At 67.6% G+C, this 2,728-nt stretch carries 3 protein-coding genes; 2 read left to right on the forward strand and 1 reads right to left on the reverse strand.

All coding sequences use genetic code 11. The features are described from left to right. Positions 1–1,041: beta-ketoacyl synthase N-terminal-like domain-containing protein (locus Q7T84_RS05415; protein ID WP_304806727.1), on the forward strand; the 1,041-nt coding region annotated here is incomplete at its 5' end. A gap of 35 nt (positions 1,042–1,076) precedes the next feature. Continuing rightward, complete coding sequence (locus Q7T84_RS05420; RefSeq protein WP_304806728.1) at positions 1,077–1,892, forward strand: enoyl-ACP reductase; 816 nt, start codon at positions 1,077–1,079, stop codon at positions 1,890–1,892. A gap of 119 nt (positions 1,893–2,011) precedes the next feature. Here the strand turns inward: Q7T84_RS05420 and Q7T84_RS05425 are convergent. Further along, the coding region (locus tag Q7T84_RS05425) for a 3-oxoacyl-ACP reductase family protein (RefSeq protein ID WP_304806729.1) at positions 2,012–2,728 on the reverse strand (717 nt) is incomplete at its 5' end.

Below are 2,728 nucleotides of genomic sequence, written 5' to 3' on the forward strand. Positions count from 1 at the left end.
ACCATGGTCGACCGACGTGCGGCGCGGTTCCTGGCCCAGGGCACTGCCGTTGGCCACATCGCCATGGAACAGGCGATCGCCGACTCCGGCCTGGAGGAGGCGCAGGTCTCCAACGAGCGCACCGGCCTGATCGTCGGCTCCGGCGGTCCGTCCACCAAGTCGATCATCGAGTCGGCCCAGATCGCCAAGGATCGCGGCCCCAAGCGGGTCGGTCCGTTCGCGGTGCCCAAGGCGATGAGCTCGGGCGCCTCGGCGACCCTCGCCACCTGGTTCAAGATCAAGGGTCTGAACTTCTCGATCTCCTCGGCCTGCGCCACCTCCACCCACTGCATCGGCTCGGGCTACGAGCAGATCCTGATGGGCAAGCAGGACGTGGTGTTCGCCGGCGGAACCGAGGAGCTGGACTGGACGCTGAGCGTGCTGTTCGACGCCATGGGCGCGATGAGCTCGAACTTCAACGACAAGCCTTCGACCGCCAGCCGCGCCTATGACGCGGCCCGCGACGGCTTCGTGATCGCCGGCGGAGCCGGGATCGTGGTGCTGGAAGAATACGAACACGCCAAGGCGCGCGGCGCCAAGATCTATGGCGAGATCGTCGGCTACGCCGCCAATTCGGACGGCTTCGACATGGTCGCCCCGTCCGGCGAGGGCGCGGTGCGCTGCATGCGGATGGCCATGGCCGATCTCGGCGGCCGCAAGATCGATTATCTGAACCCGCACGGCACCTCGACGCCGGTCGGCGACAGCAAGGAGATGGGCGCGGTGCGCGAGGTGTTCGGCGCCAATGTGCCGTTGATCTCCTCGACCAAGTCGCTGACCGGCCACAGCCTCGGCGCGGCCGGCGCCCAGGAGGCGATCTACAGCCTGCTGATGCTCAACAACGGCTTCGCCGCCCAGAGCGCTCACATCGAGAACCTCGATCCCGAGTTCGCCGACCTGCCGATCCTGCGCGAGCGCAAGGACGTCCAGCTTGAGACCGTGATGTCGAACTCGTTCGGGTTCGGCGGCACCAACGGCTGCCTGGTGATGGCCCGGGTCTGACCGGGGCCGACCCTCAAAGATATTAGGAGACGTGTATGGCCAAGGATGGCTGGGATCTGCCCACGGGCGATCTGATGAAGGGCAAGAAGGGCGTCATCATCGGCGTCGCCAATCATGACTCCATCGCCTGGGGCATCGCCTCGCAGCTCGCCGCCCAGGGCGCCGAGATGGCCTTCTTCCATCTGCCGGGCATGGAGCGACGCGTCCAGCCGCTGGCCGAGAGCATTGGAGTGAAGACCGTCGTTGCGGTCGACGTGACCCAGGACGACCAGATGGACGCGGCCTTCGCCGCGATCGAGACGGCGTTCGGGACTATCGACTTCTTCGTCCACGCCATCGCCTATGCGCCGCGCGACCAGATCAAGGGCTCGTTCGTCGATAACGCCACGCGCGAAGGCTTCCTGCAGGCGATGGACATCTCGGCCTACAGCTTCGTTGACTGCGCCCGCCGCGCCGAGAAGCTGATGCCGAACGGCGGCTCGATGATCTGCCTGACCTATATGGGCTCCGAGCGCGCGATCCCGAACTACAACACCATGGGCGTGGCCAAGGCCGCCCTGGAAGCGGCGACCCGCTATGTGGCGCGCGACCTTGGTCCCAAGAACATCCGCGTGAACGCGCTGTCGCCTGGCGCCATGCGCACGCTGTCGCTGGCCGGGATTTCCGGCGGCAAGGGCATGCTGTCCAAGGGCCGCGACCTGTCGGCCATGAAGCAGGACACCTCGATGGAAGGCGTCGCCGGCGCCGCCCTGTGGCTGCTGTCGGACCTTGGCCGCTCGACCACGGGCGAGCTGATCCACGTGGACGCCGGCTTCCACATGATGGGCTTCACCGAAGACGAAGAAGGCTAGGCCTGCCCATGCGCCGGTCATCCTCAGCCGAAGGCTGATCCGGGCGACCGAAGCCTGCAATTCAGTTTGGGTCCCCCGGATCTCGCTTCGCGAGCCCGGGGGATGACCATTGGCGCGCGCTAGGCGTTCGCGCCGCCATCGACTGTGAAGCCGGCGCCGTTGGCGAAGCGGCCTTCGGGGCTGGCGAGCCAGGCGACCATGCCGGCGATTTCCTCGGGCTGGCCGTATTCCCGGATCGGCATGCGCGCGCGTTGGTTATCGGCTCCGTCGCCATCGGCCGGGTTCATGTCGGTGTTGGTCGAGCCGGGATGGACGAGGTTCACCGTGATCCCGCGCGGCCCCAGGTCGTGGGCCAAGCCCTTGGTGAAGCTGAGCAGGGCCGACTTGGTCATCGCATATAGGGTGATCCCGGCCATCGGCACCCGTTCGGCCAGGTTGCTGCCGATGTTGATGATCCGCCCGCCGCGCGGCAGGTGGGGCGCGGCGGCCTGCGAGGCCAGGACCACGCCGCGAACATTGACCGCCAGCAGCTGGTCGATGTCCTCCAGCGTCCAGCCTTCGACCGGCCCGACGCCGCGGGCGATGCCGGCGTTGTTGACCAGGATATCCAGACCGCCCAATTCGGCGGCCGCCTGGTCTACGGCGGCCTTGATCGCGGCGGGGTCGGCGCTGCTGGCGGCGATGGCCAGCCCCTTGCGGCCGAGCGCCTCGATTTCCTTGACCACGGATTGGGCCTTTTGCGCCGAGCGTTCGTAGGTGATCGCCACGTCGGCCCCGTCGCGGGCCAGCCGCAGGGCTATCGCCGCGCCGATCCCGCGGCTGCCGCCGGTGACCAA

It is taken from the genome of Phenylobacterium sp. (genome assembly GCF_030654915.1).
Lineage (GTDB): Bacteria > Pseudomonadota > Alphaproteobacteria > Caulobacterales > Caulobacteraceae > Phenylobacterium.

Bases quoted from the DNA above. Each gene is read 5' to 3' on its own strand.
- Q7T84_RS05420 (WP_304806728.1), top strand. From the start codon at position 1,077: ATGGCCAAGGATGGCTGGGATCTGCCCACGGGCGATCTGATGAAGGGC.